Below are 17204 nucleotides of genomic sequence, written 5' to 3' on the forward strand. Positions count from 1 at the left end.
ACCATCCTAGGGCCTGTCGCCACCTTATAGAAAGTCGCGTTGCCGCGGCGCGACTTCCATCGAAAGTCTTCGGCCCCCACGGTGTCGGGCATGATACTCGGGCCAGCGAAAAACCCATAAGGGAGTTAGTGAGCCATGCCACGGAAGTTGTTTCTTTCTCTGTTCCTGCTGCTGTTCGCTCTGAGCGGCTGTGGCCGGGACGATCCGCGCGCGCAATTGGATGCCGCCGTCAAACAATTGCAGGACAACCTCGAAGCCAAGAATAGCGGGGCCGTGATCGATCAGCTGGCCGGCGAGTTCCGCGCCAATGGCGAGTTCGAGCGCGACTGGGCCAAGCGCACCATGACGCTGATGTTCCTGCGCCACCAGCAGGTCAAGGTGATCCTGCTCAGCAGCGAGAGCCGGATCGACCCGACCTATACCAATCGCGGCCATACTGACGCGCAAGTCGCCCTCACCGGCGCCGAGAACCTCATCCCCGACAGCGCCGGGCATTACGCCGTGAAGCTGGAGTGGTGGCGCGAAGGCTCTGAATGGAAACTGGCGAGGCTCGATTGGCAATGACTCTCCTCCTGCAACACCGCATCCGCGCCGCCGGCCTGCTGCTGCGCAACGACGAGATCCTGCTGGTGCGCCATGAGGTGGCCGGCGACGTGTACTGGATTCCGCCGGGGGGCGGCTTCGAGTCGGACAAGGACCAATCCACCCGCGACACGGTGCGGCGCGAGTGCCGGGAGGAAACCGGGCTGGCGGTGGAAGTCGGCCCGCTGGTCTACGTGCGCGAGTTCGCCGAGCCGGTGGCCGGGCGCTTCCACATGGAGCTGTTCTACCGCGTGGATGCCTGGGATGGCCGGGTCAGCCTGGACAACCTGCGCGGCATGGGCGGCGACGAGTTCGATATCCGCGAGGTCGCCTGGGTACCGCGCCAGGAACTGCCGCGCCTGCCCTCCTACTACCCCGCCGAATTGCTCGACGATGTCTGGGAGCGCCTGGCCGAGGTGCAGCCACTGATCCGCCACCTCGGCCTGCAACGCTAGCAGCGTTACTGCACCGGTTCGCTGGTGGGCTTGGCGATGATCGCCTGCAGCTCTGCGGTCATGGGGAATTCCAGGTTGAGGTTCTTCGGCGGGATCGGTTGCTCGAACCAGCGCTGGTAGATGCCCTTGATCTCGCCCGAGGCGTAGAGGTCAGCCAGCGTCTGGTTGACCAGCGCGAGGAACTGCGGATCGTCGCGGCGCACCATGCAGGCATAGATTTCCCGCGACTGCGGCTCGCCCACCACTACCCAATGATGCGGGTCGCGCGCCTTGGCCTTCTCGCCGTAGAGCAATGCGTCATCCATGTAGAAGGCTACCGCGCGGCCGGATTGCAGCATGAGGAAGGCTTCGCCATGGTCCTTGGCGCTGACCACGTTCATGCCCAGCTTGTGCTCGGCGTTGTAGGCCTTGAGGTAGCGCTCGTTGGTGGTGCCGGCGGTGGTCACCACGTTCTTGCCCTTGAGGTCATCGAAGCCCTGGATGCCGCTGTCCTTGGCGGTCAGCAACTGGCCCTTCACGTAGATGAAGCCGTAGGAGAAGGCGACCTGCTTCTGGCGCTCTGCGGTGACGCCGGTGGAGCCGCACTCCAGGTCGACCGTGCCGTTCTGCACCAGCGGGATGCGCGTCTGCGAGGTCACCAGGTTGTACTTCACCTTCAAGTCCGGCTTGTCGAGCTTCTGCTTGATGCGCTCGACCACCTTGCCGGCCAGGTCCACCGAGTAGCCCATGGGTTGGCCGCTGTTGTCGCCCAGGTAGGAGAACGGCACCGAGGCGTCGCGATAACCCAGGGTTATCGTGCCGCGATCGGCGACCTTCTTCAGCGTGCCGTCCAACGTTTCGTTCGCCTGCGCCAGCGCGCAGACCAGGCTGGACGCCGCCAGCATTCCCAGTGCGAGTCGTTTCATGGGTTCGATCCCTCTTGTTGTTGTGAGTCGGGTTGAGGTTCAGGGCCGTGCAGCGATCACGGTGATTTCCACCAACACGGACGGCCGCGCCAGCAGCGCCTGCACCGTGGTGCGGGTCGGCGCGCAGCCTTCGGGCAACCAAGCGGACCAGACGCCGTTCATGGCCTCGAAGTCAGCGACGATGTCCTTCAGGTAAATGGTCGCGCTGAGGATGTTCGCCTTGTCAGTGCCGGCCTCGGCCAGCAGTGCGTCGATCTTCGCCAGCACTTCGCGGGTCTGGTCCTGGATATCGGTGGCCTCTCCGGGCACCTGCCCGGAGAGGAAAACCAGCGAGCCGAAGACCATAGCGCCGGAAAGGCGGTCGTTGGTGGCGATGCGTGTGAGTTGCATGGTGGGTCTCCTAAATCCGATGGAATCAGCCGGCCAGCCGTTCGGGGGTCAGGCCGCTGGTGTCGATAGCCGGCCGGCGCCCGGCAATCTGCGCGGCAATCAGCTGTGCGCTGCCGCAGGCCAGGGTGAAGCCCAGCGCACCGTGGCCGAGATTCAGCCAAAGCCCGCGCGGCCCGCAGGCGCCCACCAACGGCACGCCGGTGGGCGTGGCTGGGCGCATGCCGGCCCACTCGACGGCTGCGCCGTAATCGCAGGCGTCGGGCAGGGTCTCCGCCGCCTGCTGGCGGATCAGCGCCAGCCGCTTGGGCTCCAGGCTCGGGTCGAAGCCGACGATGTCGACCATGGCGGCAATGCGCAGGCGCTCGCCGATGCGCGCGTAGACCACCTTGCGGTCGTAGTCGGTCAGGCTCACGTCCGGCGCGTGATCATTGGCGCGGATCGGCGCGGTCAGGCTGTAGCCCTTCAGCGGATAGAGCGGCAGACGCGGCCCGCGCGGCAGCAGTGCTGCGCTGCGGTAGCCGGCGGCGAGCACGACGTGATCGGCCTTGAAGCTCTGCCCGCCCGCCTCCACCCCGACCACCGCGCCATTGCACAGAATCAGCCGGGATGCCGGATGGCCATAGAGGATGCGGCAGCGGCCGGACGCCTGCAGCCGCTCGGCCAGCCGCTGGCAGAACAGGAAGCAGTCGGCAACCTCCTCGTCCGGCGTATGGATGCCACCGACGAAGGGCGCACGCTCCAGCGCCGGGTCCAGCTCGCGGCACTGCTGCGCCGAGAGCACGAATTGTTCGGCAGGGTCGGACAGGTTCTGCCTCGCACTGAGGAAGCTGCCTTCATCGCGGAAGGCCACCAGCTTGCCGTTGCGACGCCAGTCGAAACCCGTCAGCCCGTCCTCGCGCCACTGCGCCAATGTAGCCTGGCTGAACAGCGCAAGACGCAGAAGGTGTTTGGCGTTGGCCTGGTTCACCGAGCGCCGGCAGGCGGCGGTGAACTCCAGCAGCCAGCGCCATTGCGCCGGGTCCAGGCGCGGGCGCAGGCGCAGCGGCGAATCGCCGCGCAGCAGCCAGCCCAGCGCCTGCTGCGGCACGCCGGCATCGGCCAGCGGCGCGACATAGCGGTAGGACAGCTGGCCGCCGTTGGCGAAGCTGGTTTCCAGCCCGGCCTGATCCCGAGCTTCCAGCACGGTGACGTCGAAGCCTTCGAGGACCAGCGCCTGGGCCGTGGCCAACCCGACCACGCCCGCGCCGATGATGCAAACCCGCTGTGCCATTGCCTTCTCACTGCCCATCCATTCCTGGCCCCGACCTTAGGCCCGCGTGACAGGCGGCGAACAATGAATAAACATGGGCAACCCATAACCTTGCGTTATACGCACAGGTTACCCACACCACGGGAGAGGCCCATGCGCCTGCGCCATATCGAAGTGTTCCAGGCCATCCGCGAGACCGGTTCGGTCAGCGGCGCTGCGCAACTGCTGCACGTCTCGCAGCCGGCGGTGACCAAGGTGCTGCAGCATGCCGAGCAGCAGCTGGGTTTCCCGCTGTTCCTGCGTGTACGCGGCAAGCTGCAGGCAACGCCCGAGGCGCTGGAGCTGGAGCGCGAAGTGGCCAAGGTCAGCGAAAGCCTGCAGGGCGTGCGGCGCCTTGCGCAGAGCCTGCGCGGCCAGCCGGAGAACCGCCTGCGCGTGGGCGCCACGCCAGCGATGGCGCTATCGCTGCTGCCGCCAGTGATCCGCGAATGGACCGACCGCTACCCGCAGAGCAGCTGCGAACTGGCCACCCAGCACTCCCGCGAACTGGTGCAGAACCTGCTGATGCGCGAACTCGACCTCGCCCTCACCCTGCAGCAGACCGACCACCCCGGCCTGCGCTCGCAGCCCATCGCCAGCGGCCCGCTGGTCGCCCTGGCGCCATGCGGCCACTGGCCGGAAGATCGTTTGGGCCAGCCCCTGACGCTGGACGAACTGGCCGGCGAACCGATGATCGGGCTGTCCACTTCCGACCCGCTGTCGGCACGCCTGGAAAGCCATCTGGCCAACGTCGAACCGCCACCGCGCGTGCGCATCGCGGTGCAGACCTATGCGTTGGCAAGAACGCTGGTGGAAGCCGGAACGGGATTGGCGCTGGTCGACCCCTTTACCGCCCTGGGTGCAGACAAGCGCCTGACAGTGCAGCGAACCTTGTCACCCACCGTAAAGGTGACGCTCTACGCCCTGACCCGCGCCGACGAAACCCCGCCGCACACCCAGGCGCTGCTGCTGGAGATGCTGGTGCGGCATGCCGAGAAGCAACTGGCGCAGCACCGCTTCGAATAGTTTTCCCGGCAGTGCGGGCAAGCAGACCGGGCGGATCAGCATCCTTGGTTTAAAGTGGCGCCCCATCTGCGCCCGTCTTCACCCGTGGGCGTTCAGGACACCGTTGAACCGGAATCGACAAGGAAAGCCATGTCTCGCGAGCAAGCCGACGCACTGCACCAACAAGCCATGAACCTGGACGACCAGGGCGATAGCGATGCGGCCCTGGCGCTGTATCTCCAGGCCATCGAGCTCGCACCGGAGAAGTCGGAAACCCACTACAACATCGGCCTGATCTACAAATACCGCGGCGACTGGCCGGCTTCGCAGCGCTACAACCAGCAGGCCGTCGACCTGACGCCGGACGATGAAGCGGCCAACTGGAACCTCGCCATCGCCGCCACGGCGCTGCGCGACTGGAGCTGTGCGCGGGCCGTGTGGAACCGGCTCGGGATCGCAATCGAGCTGGGTGACCAGCCCATCGAGGCCGACTTCGGCATGACCCCGGTGCGCCTGAATGCCGACGAGAGTGCCGAGGTCGTGTGGGCACAGCGCATCGACCCGGTGCGCGCCAGCCTGCTGAACATCCCCTACCCGGATTCAGGCTTCCGCCATGGCGACATCGTCCTGCACGACGGCGCCGCGGTCGGCTACCGCGAAAACCAGGGCCGCGAATATCCGGTGTTCAACGTCCTCGAGCTGTTCACCGCCTCCCCCCACAGCACCTACGAAATCGACCTCCGCCTCGGCTCGCCGGAAGACCTCGACGAGCTGCAGCAACACCTGGATGAGCTGGAGATCGCCAACGAATCCTGGTCGAAGAACGTGCGCGTGCTGTGCCGCCAATGCTCGGAAGGCCACCCGCACGAGCAGCACGATCACGAGCTGGAGGAAGAGGAAAGCTGGCAGCAGGAGCAGTTGCTTGCCGTCGCTACCAACGACGAAGCCCAGTTGCGCGCGGTCCTGGCCGACTGGGCGAACGATCAGCGGTGCGTCGAGCACATCGAATGCACGCTGGAAGGTGTGCGTTCCTGAAGCGATGTTGCGAATGAAAAGACAGCCCCCTGCCGCACCAGGGAAGCGCCGCCGGGATGCGTGGTCCGGCGGCGCCGCGCCGACAGTCCTGGCGCGGCAGGAAGCTGCGTAAAACTTAGCGGCCGTAGCGCTCGCGGCCCCAGGCGATGAAGGTTTCCAGCAGGCGCCGGAGTACCCGGGCGGTCGGTGCGGCGAGGTCTTCACGGTAGCCGAAGGGCGCCTGTTCATCCATGTAGTTGCACTGCGCAAGCTCCAGCTGCACGGCGTGCACGTTGTCCTGCGGCTGGCCGTACTGGCGAGTGATGTACCCGCCCTTGAAGCGGCCATTGAGGATGTGCCGGTAGGCCGGTGCATCGGCACACACCGCGACCAGTCGCTCGGCCAGCTCTGCATCGCAGCTCGCGCCGCTGTTGGTGCCGATGTTGAAGTCCGGCAGCTTGCCGTCGAACAGGTGCGGGATCACCGAGGCAATCGAGTGGGCGTCCCACAGTAGCGCGTAGCCGAACTCGGCCTTCAGGCGCGCCAGCTCGTCGGCCAGGGTGCGGTGGTAGGGCGTCCAAACTTCGGCGAGGTAACGCGCGCGCTCCTCTGGCGACGGCGTCTGGCCGTCCTTGAACAGCGGGCGGCCGTCGAACAGGGTGTCCGGGTAGAGGCCGGTGGTAGCGGTGCTGTACAGCGGTTTGTCGTCGGCCGGGCGGTTGAGGTCGATGACGTAGCGTGAGTAGCCGGCAGCCAGGGTGCTGGCGCCCAGTTCGTCGGCGAAGGCGTAGAGCCGTGGGATGTGCCAGTCGGTGTCGGCCAGCTCGCGGGCTTCATCTACGAGGCCGTTTTCCACGGCCGGGGTCAGGCGGGTGCCGGGGTGCGGCATGCTGATCAGCAGCGGCACGCGGCCGCGTTTGAATTCGAGAACGTTGTCCATGGGGGCTATCTCCAAACCTAGCGAGATGTATTCGTTGTTCTTGGGAGCAGCGGTTTCCTGCTGCAAATCCGTGCCGCTGTTTCCCTCTCCCCCGCCCTGGCTGCGCGCCCCGCTCCGAAGGGAGAGGGAGCCGTCCGTGCCGGCTGATACCACCGCTTCATCTTGCACCGAACGGTCCCCTCTCCCGCTTGCGGGAGAGGGTTAGGGAGAGGGGTCTTTGCGCTTGGCTCCGCAGCGGGGCTGTTCGCGAGCAAGCTCGCTCCTACGAAGAGCAGACTCACAGCTCTTCGCCGTGACGAATGACGCGCTTGGGCAGGTCACCGCCGAGCCAGTAGGCGAGTTCGGCGGGGCGCTGGATGTCCCAGGCGATGAAGTCGGCGACCTTGCCCGCTTCCAGGCTACCGTGGCTGTCGGCCATGCCCAGCGCGCGCGCGGCGTTGAGGGTGACGCCTGCCAGGGCCTCTTCCGGGGTCAGGCGGAAGGCGGTGCAGGCCATGTTCAGCATCAGGCGCAGCGACAGCGCGGGCGACGTCCCGGGGTTGAGGTCGCTGGCGATGGCGATGTTCACGCCGTGCTTGCGCAGGGCATCCATCGGCGGCAGCTGGGTTTCGCGCAGGACGAAGAAGGCGCCCGGCAGCAGCACGGCGACGGTGCCGGCCTCGGCCATGGCAATGGCGTCGCTCTCGTCCATGAATTCCAGGTGGTCGGCGGACAGCGCGCCATACCGCGCGGCGAGGCTGGAGCCATGCAGCGAGGACAATTGCTCGGCATGCAGCTTCACCGGCAGGCCCAGGCGCTGGGCAGCCTGGAATACCCGCTCGACCTGCGCCGGGGAGAACGCCAGGTGCTCGCAGAAGGCGTCTACCGCGTCCACCAGCCCCCCTTCGGCCAGCGCCGGGAGGATATGATTGCAGACCTGCTCGATGTACTCGTCAGCGCGGCCGGCGTATTCCGGCGGCAAGGCGTGGGCGGACAGGCAGGTGGTACGTACCGTCACCGGCAGCTCCTGCTCCAGCCGGCGGGCCACGCGCAGCATGCGCCGCTCGCTATCCAGGTCCAGGCCGTAGCCGGATTTCACTTCCAGCACGGTCACGCCATCGGCCAGCAGCGGGCGGGCACGCTTGATGGCGCTGGCCAGCAGCTCGTCCTCGCTGGCCTCGCGGGTGGCGCGCACGGTACTGGCGATGCCGCCGCCGGCTGCGGCGATCTCGGCATAGCTGACGCCGTTCAGGCGCTGCTCGAACTCGCCGCTGCGGTCACCGCCGAACACCAGGTGGGTATGGCAGTCGATGAAGCCGGGCGTGACCCAGGCGCCGCCCAGATCGGTGCTCTGGATCGGGCGCTCGGGCAGTTCGACGCGCGGGCCGATCCAGCTGATGCGCTCGCCCTCGGTGATGATCGCGGCGTCCTCGATGATCGAGTAACGGCCGTCCTTCATGGTCGCTGCGTGGCAGTGCTGCCAGAGGTGTTTCATTGCAGTCTCCCGATGCTCGCGCCGACGCTGTGCAGCGCCGCCGGGTTGGCCAGCAGCTCGGCGGCGCGGGCGATGTCCGGCGCCAGCCAGCGATCGCTGTCATAGGCCGGCACCTGCTCGCGCAGCAGGCTCCAGGCGCAGTCGGTGCCGCTGCCGAAGCGCTGCGGCTTGAGGAATTCGAAGGCCTGGGCGGCCAGCAGGTATTCGATGGCGAGGATGCGCCGGCTGTTGTCCAGGGCTCGGCCGAGCTTGAGCGCGGCGCTGGTGCCCAGGCTCAGGTGGTCTTCCTGCAGGCCGGAGGTGACGTAGTTGTCCACCACCGCCGGCTGCGCCAGCTGGCGGTTCTCGCCGGCCAGCGAAGCGGCGACGTACTGCACGATCATCATCCCCGAGTTGACCCCCGGCTTGCTGACCAGGAAGGCCGGCAGGCCGCTGACCAGCGGGTTGATCAGGCGGTCCAGGCGTCGCTCGGAGACCCCGCCCAGCTCAGCCACGGCAATCGCCAGCAGGTCGGCAGCCATGGCCACGGATTCGCCGTGGGGATTGGCCTGGGACACCACCCGGTAGTCGTCCGGCGTGCCCAGCACCAGTGGATTGTCGGTGGCGGAATTGAGTTCGGTCTCGATCTGTTTCGCCGCGTGCTCCAGTTGGTCGCGGCAGGCGCCGTGGATCTGCGGCATGGAGCGGATGCTCAGGGCATCCTGGGTGCGAATGCCCTTGCTGCTCGCGATCACTTCGCTGCCTTCAAGCAGCGCGCGCAGGTTGGCGCCGACCTTCTGCATGCCCGGGTGCGGCTTGAGCGCAATGATCTCGGCGTCGAACGCGTCGATCTGCCCGCGCAGGGCTTCGAAGCTCATGGCACCAATCACGTCGGCCCACTGCGCGAGGCGGTTTGCCTCGTCGAGGGCGAGGCAGCTCAGGCCAGTCATGCAGGGTGTGCCGTTGACCAGGCAGAGCCCGTCCTTGGCGCCCAGTTGCACCGGCTCCAGGCCTTCGGCGGCCAGGGCCTGGAAGGCCGGCACCACTTCGCCGCGATAGCTCACCTCGCCGATGCCCAGCAGCGCCACGCCGACGTGGGCCATGTGGGTCAGGTAGCCCACCGAGCCCTGTGCCGGTACGCGCGGGGTGATGCCGTGGTTGAGCAGCGCCAGCAGTGCTTCCACCACGCGACGGTGCAGGCCGGATTTGCCATGGCTGTAGTTGGCGATGGCGGCGGCGATGATCGCGCGGGTCTGTTCGTCCTTGAGCGGCTCGCCCACGCCGCAGGCATGGCTGAGCAGGGTGTTGCGCGACAGCTGCGCCAGTTGCTCGCCCTGCAGCACCACGTTGCACAGCGCACCCAGGCCGGTGCTGATGCCATAGGCCCGCTCGCCCCGGCTGACGATGCTCTCGACGATGCCGTGGGCGTTGTCGATGCGCGCCCAGGCGGCCGTCGACAGTTGCAGGCGCGCACCCTGGCGCGCCACCTGGACCAGGTCCTGCCAGCGCAGCGGGCCGTTGCCGAAGGTGATGGTGGAAGAGGACGACATGCGGAGCTCCTGTAGGCGGGGAAGCCCCCTTCCCCGCCGGCGAATGGTGTTACAGCGCGGCGACGCGGCGCTGGACGAAGCGGTCGACGTACTCGTCGGCGGGCTTGTGCAGGATGTCAGCGGGCGCGCCCACCTGGATCAACTGGCCGTCCTTGAGGATGGCGATGCGGTTGCCGATGCGCACGGCTTCATCGAGGTCGTGGGTGATGAAGACGATGGTCTTGTGCAGGGTCTTCTGCAGCTCCAGCAGCTGGTCCTGCATGTCCGCGCGGATCAGCGGGTCGAGGGCGCTGAAGGCTTCGTCCATGAGGATGATGTCGGTGTCCGCGGCCAGTGCGCGGGCCAGGCCGACGCGCTGGCGCATGCCGCCGGAGAGCTGGTGCGGGTAGGACTTCTCGTAGCCCTTCAGGCCCACGGTGGCGATCCAGTGCAGCGCGCGCTCTTGGCACAGTGCCTTGCTCTCGCCGCGGATCTTCAGGCCGTAGGCGACGTTGTCGAGCACGCTCTTGTGCGGCAGCAGGCCGAAGCTCTGGAACACCATGCTGATCTTGCGCCGGCGGAAGTTCTCCAGCGCGGCCGAGTCATAGGCGAGCACGTCCTCGCCATCCACCAGGATCTGCCCGCTGGTGGGGTCGATCAGGCGGTTGAAGTGGCGCACCAGGGTCGACTTGCCGGACCCGGACAACCCCATGATGACGAAGATTTCTCCGGCCTCAATGGACAGCGAGAGGTCGTTGACGCCGACCACGCAATCGGTGGCGGCGAGCACCTCGGCCTTGCTCTTGCCCTGGCGGATCATCGCCAGCGCCGAGTCGGCCTTGGCGCCGAAGATCTTGTAGACGTTCTTGACCTGGATCTTGCTCATTTGCTGGCCTCATGGTGGCGCGAGCGGCCGTAAGCCTGGGTGATGCGGTCGATGACCACGGCGAGGATGACGATGGCGAGACCCGCCTCCAGTCCCTTGCCGACGTTGAGCGTCTGGATGCCCACCAGCACGTCCTCACCCAGCCCACGGGCGCCGATCATCGAGGCGATGACCACCATCGACAGGGCCATCATGGTGGTCTGGTTGATGCCGGCCATGATGCTTGGCAGCGCCAGCGGCAGCTGCACACCGAACAGTTGCTGGCGGCGGTTGGCGCCGAAGGCGGTGATGGCTTCCATCACCTCGCGGTCGACCTGGCGAATCCCCAGGTCGGTGAGGCGGATCAGCGGCGGAGCGGCGTAGATCACGGTGGCGAAGATCGCCGGCACCTTGCCCAGGCCGAACAGCATCAGCACCGGGATCAGGTACACGAAGCTGGGCATGGTCTGCATGATGTCCAGCATCGGCAGCAGCACGGCGCGGAAGCGGTCGCTGCGGGCGGCGACGATGCCTAGCGGGATGCCGATCAGCACCGAGATGATAGTTGCCACCATCATCAGCGCGAGGGTCTGCATCAGCTTGTCCCACAGGCCCACGGCGCCTACCAGGAACAGCAGGCCGACGATGACCACGGTCGGCAGGATGCGCCGGGTGGCGTGCCAGGCGATGCCGGCGACGATGGCCAGCATCAGCCACCAGGGAGTGGCCCGCAGCACGCTCTCCAGGTTGACGATGGCCCACAGCAGGGTGTCGGAGATGTGGCGGAACACGTCGCCGTAGTTGGTAACCAGGGCATCGACCCAACCGTTGACCCAGTCGGCGATGGAGAAAGTGAAGCGCTCGGGAAACATGGCACGTACTCGTCAGGAGTGGGCATCGCCGGGGAAGCAGCGCCTCCCCGGATTCGGCGGCGTCAGAGCGCGGCCTGGACCTTCTTCGCAGCGTCCTCGCTGACCCAGGTGGTCCACACTTCCGGGTGCTCCTTGAGGAAGGCCTTGGCCAGTTGCTCGGAGGTGAGCTTTTCCTTGGCCATCTTCGCCAGGTTCTGGTTCAGCAGGTCGATGGGCAGGTTGACCTTCTCCAGCACCGCCACCAGTTCCGGGGCCTGATCGTGGAAGGCCTTGGACAGGCCGACCTGGATCTTCACGTCCTTGTTCACGCCCGGCTCGTCCAGCTTCACCAGGTCGGCCTGGCCCATCAGCGGCGTCGGCGACCAGTAGTAGAAGAGGATAGGCTCCTTGCGCTTGTAGCTCGACAGCACGGCGGCATCCAGCGCCGGGCCGGTGCCGGGGCGGAAGTTGGTGTACTTGTCCTCGAGGCCGTACTTCTTCAGCATCTCGGAGTTTTCCAGCTCGCAGGTCCAGCCGGCCGGGCAGTTGTAGAAGCGGCCCTTGCCCGGCTCTTCCGGGTCACGGAAGACTTCGGAGTACTGCGCAAGGTCGGTCACGGCCTTGAGGTTCGGCGCCTTGGCTTCGATGTTGCGCGCCTTGTCGCCCTCGATCACGAAGCGCGGCACGTACCAGCCCTCGGTGGCGCCGACGATGGGCGCGCCCACGCCGACCACCTTGTTGGCGGCGGCGGCCTTGTTCCAGGCGTCGCTGCGGCCGATCCATTCCTCACTGAAGATCTGGATGTCGTTGTTCGCCAGCGCCTGCTCCATGGTGATGGAGTTGCCCGGCAGGCTGTCGGTTTCGCAGCCGTAGCCGTTCTTCAGGATGATCTGCATGAGGTCGGTGAGCAGCATGCCGCTCTCCCAGTTCAGCCCGGCGAACTTCACCGGCTTGCCACTCTCGCACCAGCCGGCGGCCTGGGCCGATGCCAGGGTGCCGCCCAGCAGACCGGCAGACAGGAACAGGCCCAGCAGCGTCTTCTTGGTGTTGTTCATCTGATGCTCCTAAACGTGAATGAGGTTGGGCAGTGCAAGGGCCGCGAGTGCTTGTGGCCGCGCGGCCGGGCCGGTCTGTTCAGGTGCGGGCCGGCAGGATCAGCCGGTCCGGTACTGCCCGCGTGACGCGGAGGGCGACCAGGTAATAGAGAACGGCCGGAACCACGAGGCCGATGATCCAGGAGATGTCCACGCCACCCAGGGCGTCCACCAGCGGGCCGGTGTAGAACTTGGTGGAGATGAAGGGCAGCTGCACCAGCACGCCGATCACGTAGACGCTGATGCCCGGGATGTTCCAGCGGCCGTAGCGGCCATCGGGATCAGCCAGAGCCGGCACGTCGTAGTGCTCGCGGGTGATGCAGTAGTAATCGACCAGGTTGACCGCGCTCCACGGGGTGAAGAAGGCCAGCAGGAAGAGGATGAAAGACTTGAAGGCGCCGAGGAACGAATGCTGGCCGAGCAGCGCGATCAGGGTCGCGGCGCCGACGATCAGCAGGACGAACACCAGGCGCTGCACGCGGCTCACTTCCAGGTGGCCACGGAAGCCGCTGATCACCGTGGCGATGCACATGAAGCTGCCGTAGGAGTTCAGCGTCGAGATGGTGATCTTGCCGAAGGCGATGCTGAAATACAGCAGCGCGGCGACGGCGCCACTGCCGCTCAGGCCGACGATGTAGGCCACTTCATGGCCGGCGAACTGGCCGTTGGCCCCGGCCGCGGCGAATACGCCGAAGATCATCGCCACCTGCGCGCCGATCACCGAGCCTGCGCCCACGGCGAGGAAGGTCTTCACCGAGGAAGTCTTGCTCGGCAGGTAACGCGAGTAGTCGGCGACATAGGGGCCGAAGGCGATCTGCCAGGAAGCGGCCAGGGACACTGCGAGCAGGAAGCTGCTCCAGCTGAAATGACGAATCTGCAGCAGCGCGCCGACGTCGGTCTGGTTCACCAGGCGGCTGAACAGGTAGATGAAGGCGATCACCCCGATGACACTGGCGATGCGGCCGATCACGTGGATCACCCGGTAGCCGAGCACGGTCACCAGCACGATCACGCTGGCAAACATCAGGATGCCGACGCTGTCGCTGACGCCGAACAGCTGGCCCAGCGCCTGGCCGGACAGCACGGTGCCGGTGGCGGTGAAGCCCAGGTACATCAGACACACCAGCACGATCGGAATGGCCGCGCCGTAGACGCCGAACTGCACGCGGCTGGAGATCATCTGCGGCAGGCCGAGTTTCGGCCCTTGGGCAGCGTGCAGCGCCATCACGCCGCCGCCCAGCAGTTGGCCGATGAGCAGGCCGATCAGCGACCAGAACACATCGCCGCCCAGCACCACGGCCAGGGCGCCGGTGACGATGGCGGTGATCTGCAGGTTGGCACCCAGCCACAGGGTGAACTGGCTGTAGAGCTTGCCGTGGCGCTCGGCCTCGGGGATGTAGTTGATCGAACGCACTTCGATCAGGGGGTTGGAGCTATCACTGGCCTGGGACATCGTTATTGTTCTCCCGAAGGGATTTATTGTCTGTCGATGTGATGTACTGCTGCTTCACGGACCGGGCCGCCGCACGACGCCGTGCGGCGGCCCTCTCCCTGGTCCTGAATTTCTGCTGCATGGCAGGACCGTAGGGCGCATAACGCGCCAGCGTTATCCGCCAACACAACGGCGGATAACCTGTTCCAGGTTATCCGCCCTACGCGATTACTTGCCGGTGATCATCGGCAGGTTCAGGCCCTGCTCCTTCGCGCAGTCGATGGCGATCTGGTAGCCGGCGTCGGCATGGCGCATCACGCCGGTACCTGGATCGTTGGTCAGCACGCGGGCAATGCGCGCCGCCGCTTCGTCGGTGCCGTCGCAGACGATCACCATGCCCGAGTGCTGGGAGAAGCCCATGCCCACACCGCCGCCGTGGTGCAGCGAAACCCAGGTGGCGCCGCTGGCGGTGTTCAGCAGGGCATTGAGCAGCGGCCAGTCGGACACGGCGTCGGAGCCATCCTGCATGGCCTCGGTTTCACGGTTCGGGCTGGACACCGAGCCGGAGTCGAGGTGGTCGCGGCCGATCACGATCGGCGCTTTCAGCTCGCCGCTGCGGACCATTTCGTTGAACGCCAGGCCGAGCTTGGCGCGCTGACCCAGGCCGACCCAGCAGATGCGTGCCGGCAGGCCCTGGAAGCTGATGCGCTCGCGGGCCATGTCCAGCCAGCGGTGCAGGTGGGCGTCGTCCGGGATCAGCTCCTTCACCTTGGCGTCGGTCTTGTAGATGTCCTCGGCGTCGCCCGACAGCGCGGCCCAGCGGAACGGACCGACACCACGGCAGAACAGCGGGCGGATGTAGGCCGGGACGAAGCCGGGGAAGTCGAAGGCGTTGTCCACGCCCTCTTCCTTGGCCATCTGGCGGATGTTGTTGCCGTAGTCGAAGGTCGGGATGCCCTGCTTCTGGAACTCCAGCATGGCTTTGACGTGCACGGCCATGGACTGCTTGGCGGCTTTCACCACGGCTGCCGGGTCGGTCTGCGCGCGGTCGCGGTACTGCTCCCAGGTCCAGCCGGCCGGCAGGTAGCCGTTGAGCGGGTCGTGAGCGGAAGTCTGGTCGGTGACCATGTCCGGACGCACGCCGCGCTTGAGCAGTTCCGGGAGGATTTCCGCAGCGTTGCCCAGCAGGGCGATGGAGATGGCCTTGCCTTCGGCGGTGTACTGGGCGATGCGCGCCAGGGCATCGTCGAGGTTCTTGGCCTGTTCGTCGACGTATCGGCTGGCGAGGCGGAAATCGATGCGGCTCTGCTGGCACTCGATGTTCAGCGAGCAGGCGCCGGCCAGGGTCGCGGCCAGCGGCTGGGCGCCGCCCATGCCACCGAGACCGGCGGTGAGCACCCAGCGGCCCTTGAGGTTGCCGTCGTAGTGCTGACGGCCGGCCTCGACGAAGGTTTCGTAGGTGCCCTGGACGATGCCCTGGCTGCCGATGTAGATCCAGGAGCCGGCGGTCATCTGGCCGTACATCGCCAGGCCCTTGGCATCCAGCTCGTTGAAGTGTTCCCAGTTGGCCCAGTGCGGCACCAGGTTGGAGTTGGCGATCAACACGCGCGGGGCATTGGCGTGGGTCTTGAAGACGCCGACCGGCTTGCCCGATTGCACCAGCAGGGTCTCGTCTTCATTCAGCTCCTTCAGGGTCTCGACGATCTTGTCGTAGCACTCCCAGTTGCGCGCGGCGCGGCCGATGCCGCCGTACACCACCAGTTCCTTCGGGTTCTCGGCAACTTCCGGGTCGAGGTTGTTCATCAGCATGCGCAGCGGTGCTTCGGTCAGCCAGCTCTTGGCGTTCAGTTGGGTGCCGCGCGGGGCACGGATTTCGACGTCGCGGAATTTGGTCACGGAGGGCTCCTTCGCTTTGCTCGGGTCGTTGGCCGTGGGGGCGGCCTGGCGGTTCGTCCGACGGTGTCGAGGGGTCGTCACCATCATGTCTATGCTTGTATGTACAAGTATAAGCAAAGCGAGGGCCAACCTTGGCTGGCGGGGTATCCCAGCAGCCGGAGATTCCTATCAAACTATTGATTTATAAGGAGTAAAAGCAGAATTCGAGTGCTTCGATAACGGCTGACAGCAATCGCTGTCCTTCAGACAATTGCACCAGAAGCAGGCTTCGCTGCACCGTTTCGTTGCGTTCGGTAACACCGCTCGCTACCAAGGGACACAGGTTGTATAGACAAGCTCATTGGAGCGAGATTTAGGCACAGCATCTCCCGGATGCGCCCTCTCCCTGAAGGGAGAGGGTTAGGGAGAGGGAGCCCCTAGCACCCTCAACTTCACCCAGGCACCCGCTCACTTCAACGCCGCATCGATCCTCGTCGCCGCATCGGCCGTCACCCACGTCGACCACAGCTCCCGGTGCTCGCGGAAGAACTTCGCCCGCACGTCCGCCACGTCTCGGTGGTGCTCGGCCATGTCCGCCAGCAGCGCGTTGAACAGCGGCAACGGCAGCTCGACCTTCTCGAACACCTGCACCAGCGCCGGCGCCTTGTCATGGAAGTCGCGGGACACACCGATGCTGATCTTCGCCGGCAGCGAGCGTGATCCCTTGGGGTTGGGATCGTTGGCATCGGTCAGGGTCTTCCACGCCGCCTCGTCGAACGGCGGCTCCTCCAGCTGCACCAGCTTGAAGCGCCCCAGCAGCGGCGTCGGCGCCCAGTAATAGAAGAGCACCGGCTTGCCCTGGGCGATGGCCGAGCTGATCGCCGCATCCAGCGCAGGGCCGGCGCCGGTGCGGAAGTTCACGTAGCTGGCCGTCAGGCCATAGGCCTTGAGCTTCTGCGTGTTGACGATCTCGCAGGTCCAGCCGGTGGGGCAGTTGTAGAAGCGGCCCTTGTCCGGCTCCTCGTCATCCTTGAACAGCGCCTTGTACCTGGGCAGGTCGCTGACGGACTTCAGGTCCGGCGCGGAGGCCTTGATTCCCCGCTTCGCGTCGCCGTGCACCACGTAATCCGGCACCCACCAACCCTCATTCGCGCCCTTCACCGTCTCACCCACGGAGAACACCTGGCCGGCCTTCTCCGCCTGCTGCCAGACGGTGCTGCGCCCGGCCCACTGCTCGCCGGTGACCTGGATGTCGTTCTGCTTCAGCGCGCTCTCCATGGTCACGGTGTTACCCGGCACGGCGTCGGTCTGACAGCCGTAGCCCTTCTCGAGGATGAAGCGCAACACGTCGGTGGTGAACATGCCGCTCTCCCAGTTCAGCCCGGCGAACACCACAGGCTTCGGGTAGGGGCAGGCGGCGAAGGTCTGCGCGCACAGGCCCAGGGCCAGCAGCAGCGCGAACAGGCAACGGGGGGTGGACATGGGCGTCTCCGGGCGCGTCGGTGTCCCATTGGGTTTAGCCGCCG

Annotated in this window: 16 protein-coding genes; 4 read left to right on the forward strand and 12 right to left on the reverse strand. The window is 66.3% G+C overall.

Annotation, left to right across the window (positions count from 1 at the left end; genetic code table 11):
* The first annotated feature begins 135 nt into the window (after nucleotides 1-135).
* Together IB275_RS28315 and IB275_RS28320 are read left to right on the forward strand one after the other, a co-directional pair.
* Nucleotides 136-564, forward strand: a complete 429-nt coding sequence (locus IB275_RS28315) for a hypothetical protein (protein WP_192293233.1) — start codon at nucleotides 136-138, stop codon at nucleotides 562-564.
* A complete protein-coding gene (locus IB275_RS28320; protein ID WP_192293235.1) occupies nucleotides 561-1037 on the forward strand; it encodes an NUDIX domain-containing protein in 477 nt (158 codons plus the stop codon). Before IB275_RS28315 ends, IB275_RS28320 begins: the two co-directional genes overlap by 4 nt.
* A 5-nt stretch (nucleotides 1038-1042) precedes the next feature.
* Here IB275_RS28320 and IB275_RS28325 read toward each other — a convergent pair whose 3' ends face one another.
* From IB275_RS28325 to IB275_RS28335, 3 genes are read right to left on the reverse strand one after another with little or no spacing between them, the layout of a single operon-like run.
* A complete protein-coding gene (locus tag IB275_RS28325) occupies nucleotides 1043-1942 on the reverse strand; it encodes a transporter substrate-binding domain-containing protein (protein WP_192293237.1) in 900 nt (299 codons plus the stop codon).
* A 39-nt stretch (nucleotides 1943-1981) separates the two neighbouring features.
* Nucleotides 1982-2332: a RidA family protein gene (locus IB275_RS28330; RefSeq protein ID WP_192293239.1), complete on the reverse strand. Its 351-nt coding sequence runs from the start codon at nucleotides 2330-2332 to the stop codon at nucleotides 1982-1984.
* A 25-nt stretch (nucleotides 2333-2357) separates the two neighbouring features.
* Nucleotides 2358-3602 carry a D-amino acid dehydrogenase gene (locus IB275_RS28335; RefSeq protein ID WP_192293241.1) on the reverse strand — a complete coding sequence of 415 codons (1245 nt, stop codon included), beginning with the start codon at nucleotides 3600-3602 and terminating at the stop codon, nucleotides 2358-2360.
* Between the two features lie 63 nt (nucleotides 3603-3665).
* Between IB275_RS28335 and IB275_RS28340 the strand changes: the two genes are divergently transcribed.
* Both IB275_RS28340 and IB275_RS28345 read left to right on the forward strand, forming a co-directional pair.
* The gene (locus IB275_RS28340; RefSeq protein WP_405307397.1) at nucleotides 3666-4646 is read left to right on the forward strand and encodes a LysR family transcriptional regulator; all 981 of its coding nucleotides are present in this window, start codon (nucleotides 3666-3668) and stop codon (nucleotides 4644-4646) included.
* Between the two features lie 129 nt (nucleotides 4647-4775).
* Nucleotides 4776-5660, forward strand: coding sequence for a tetratricopeptide repeat protein (locus IB275_RS28345; RefSeq protein ID WP_167523242.1), 885 nt, complete (start codon nucleotides 4776-4778; stop codon nucleotides 5658-5660).
* Nucleotides 5661-5775: 115 nt separating this feature from the next.
* Here IB275_RS28345 and hutG read toward each other — a convergent pair whose 3' ends face one another.
* The 9 genes from hutG to IB275_RS28390 form a co-directional block, all read right to left on the reverse strand.
* Nucleotides 5776-6579 carry an N-formylglutamate deformylase gene (gene hutG, locus IB275_RS28350; protein ID WP_192293245.1) on the reverse strand — a complete coding sequence of 268 codons (804 nt, stop codon included), beginning with the start codon at nucleotides 6577-6579 and terminating at the stop codon, nucleotides 5776-5778.
* A 277-nt stretch (nucleotides 6580-6856) separates the two neighbouring features.
* Nucleotides 6857-8053, reverse strand: coding sequence for an imidazolonepropionase (gene hutI / locus IB275_RS28355; RefSeq protein ID WP_192293247.1), 1197 nt, complete (start codon nucleotides 8051-8053; stop codon nucleotides 6857-6859).
* Nucleotides 8050-9582 carry a histidine ammonia-lyase gene (gene hutH, locus IB275_RS28360; protein ID WP_192293249.1) on the reverse strand — a complete coding sequence of 511 codons (1533 nt, stop codon included), beginning with the start codon at nucleotides 9580-9582 and terminating at the stop codon, nucleotides 8050-8052. The genes hutI and hutH overlap by 4 nt, the downstream gene beginning before the upstream one ends.
* 49 nt (nucleotides 9583-9631) lie before the next feature.
* The gene (locus IB275_RS28365) at nucleotides 9632-10447 is read right to left on the reverse strand and encodes a quaternary amine ABC transporter ATP-binding protein (RefSeq protein ID WP_192293251.1); all 816 of its coding nucleotides are present in this window, start codon (nucleotides 10445-10447) and stop codon (nucleotides 9632-9634) included.
* Entirely contained in the window at nucleotides 10444-11298 is an 855-nt protein-coding gene (locus tag IB275_RS28370; RefSeq protein WP_045215843.1) for an ABC transporter permease, read from the reverse strand. The genes IB275_RS28365 and IB275_RS28370 overlap by 4 nt, the downstream gene beginning before the upstream one ends.
* A gap of 62 nt (nucleotides 11299-11360) precedes the next feature.
* A complete protein-coding gene (locus IB275_RS28375) occupies nucleotides 11361-12332 on the reverse strand; it encodes an ABC transporter substrate-binding protein (RefSeq protein ID WP_192293253.1) in 972 nt (323 codons plus the stop codon).
* 79 nt (nucleotides 12333-12411) lie between these two features.
* The gene (locus IB275_RS28380) at nucleotides 12412-13824 is read right to left on the reverse strand and encodes a purine-cytosine permease family protein (protein ID WP_192318837.1); all 1413 of its coding nucleotides are present in this window, start codon (nucleotides 13822-13824) and stop codon (nucleotides 12412-12414) included.
* Between the two features lie 207 nt (nucleotides 13825-14031).
* Entirely contained in the window at nucleotides 14032-15699 is a 1668-nt protein-coding gene (hutU, locus tag IB275_RS28385) for a urocanate hydratase (RefSeq protein WP_192293257.1), read from the reverse strand.
* A 447-nt stretch (nucleotides 15700-16146) separates the two neighbouring features.
* Nucleotides 16147-17160 carry an ABC transporter substrate-binding protein gene (locus tag IB275_RS28390; RefSeq protein ID WP_192293259.1) on the reverse strand — a complete coding sequence of 338 codons (1014 nt, stop codon included), beginning with the start codon at nucleotides 17158-17160 and terminating at the stop codon, nucleotides 16147-16149.
* Nucleotides 17161-17204: the final 44 nt, after the last annotated feature.

The organism is Pseudomonas sp. PDM21 (assembly GCF_014852505.2).
Taxonomy (GTDB): Bacteria; Pseudomonadota; Gammaproteobacteria; order Pseudomonadales; family Pseudomonadaceae; genus Pseudomonas.

Excerpts from the sequence above, each read along its gene's own strand:
- IB275_RS28370 (WP_045215843.1), bottom strand. The coding sequence starts at position 11,298 with ATGTTTCCCGAGCGCTTCACTTTCTCCATCGCCGACTGGGTCAACGGT.
- IB275_RS28320 (WP_192293235.1), top strand. The coding sequence starts at position 561 with ATGACTCTCCTCCTGCAACACCGCATCCGCGCCGCCGGCCTGCTGCTG.
- hutI (WP_192293247.1), bottom strand. The coding sequence starts at position 8,053 with ATGAAACACCTCTGGCAGCACTGCCACGCAGCGACCATGAAGGACGGC.
- IB275_RS28340 (WP_405307397.1), top strand. The coding sequence starts at position 3,666 with ATGAATAAACATGGGCAACCCATAACCTTGCGTTATACGCACAGGTTA.
- IB275_RS28345 (WP_167523242.1), top strand. The coding sequence starts at position 4,776 with ATGTCTCGCGAGCAAGCCGACGCACTGCACCAACAAGCCATGAACCTG.
- IB275_RS28375 (WP_192293253.1), bottom strand. The coding sequence starts at position 12,332 with ATGAACAACACCAAGAAGACGCTGCTGGGCCTGTTCCTGTCTGCCGGT.
- IB275_RS28325 (WP_192293237.1), bottom strand. The coding sequence starts at position 1,942 with ATGAAACGACTCGCACTGGGAATGCTGGCGGCGTCCAGCCTGGTCTGC.
- IB275_RS28315 (WP_192293233.1), top strand. The coding sequence starts at position 136 with ATGCCACGGAAGTTGTTTCTTTCTCTGTTCCTGCTGCTGTTCGCTCTG.
- IB275_RS28380 (WP_192318837.1), bottom strand. The coding sequence starts at position 13,824 with ATGTCCCAGGCCAGTGATAGCTCCAACCCCCTGATCGAAGTGCGTTCG.
- IB275_RS28390 (WP_192293259.1), bottom strand. The coding sequence starts at position 17,160 with ATGTCCACCCCCCGTTGCCTGTTCGCGCTGCTGCTGGCCCTGGGCCTG.
- hutH (WP_192293249.1), bottom strand. The coding sequence starts at position 9,582 with ATGTCGTCCTCTTCCACCATCACCTTCGGCAACGGCCCGCTGCGCTGG.
- hutG (WP_192293245.1), bottom strand. The coding sequence starts at position 6,579 with ATGGACAACGTTCTCGAATTCAAACGCGGCCGCGTGCCGCTGCTGATC.
- IB275_RS28365 (WP_192293251.1), bottom strand. The coding sequence starts at position 10,447 with ATGAGCAAGATCCAGGTCAAGAACGTCTACAAGATCTTCGGCGCCAAG.
- IB275_RS28330 (WP_192293239.1), bottom strand. The coding sequence starts at position 2,332 with ATGCAACTCACACGCATCGCCACCAACGACCGCCTTTCCGGCGCTATG.
- IB275_RS28335 (WP_192293241.1), bottom strand. The coding sequence starts at position 3,602 with ATGGCACAGCGGGTTTGCATCATCGGCGCGGGCGTGGTCGGGTTGGCC.